The sequence below is a fragment of the Methylobacterium sp. AC690 genome (assembly GCF_979256535.1).
In genome coordinates, this window is record NZ_CEEDOX010000107.1 from 1 (window position 1) to 246 (window position 246).

Genomic DNA, 246 nt, shown 5'->3' on the forward strand with positions numbered 1-246 from the left:
GTCGTCGACCTCGTCAATCGGCTCGAAGCCGAGGCGCGCGCCGGCCGGCAGGGCCGCATCGCCGACCCTCTCGCCCGGCTCGACCTCGTGGTGCTCGACGAACTCGGCTACCTGCCGTTCGCGCAGTCGGGCGGCCAGCTCCTGGTCCACCTCATCAGCAAGCTCTACGAGACCACCCCCATCGTGGTCACCACCACCCTCGCCTTCGGGGAATGGCCGAGCGTATTCGCCGGCGACGCCAAGAGG

At 69.9% G+C, this 246-nt stretch carries 1 protein-coding gene; it reads left to right on the forward strand.

Annotation, left to right across the window (positions count from 1 at the left end; all coding sequences use genetic code 11):
- Positions 1–246: ATP-binding protein (locus AC0IY1_RS25495; RefSeq protein WP_471773366.1), on the forward strand; the 246-nt coding region annotated here is incomplete at both ends.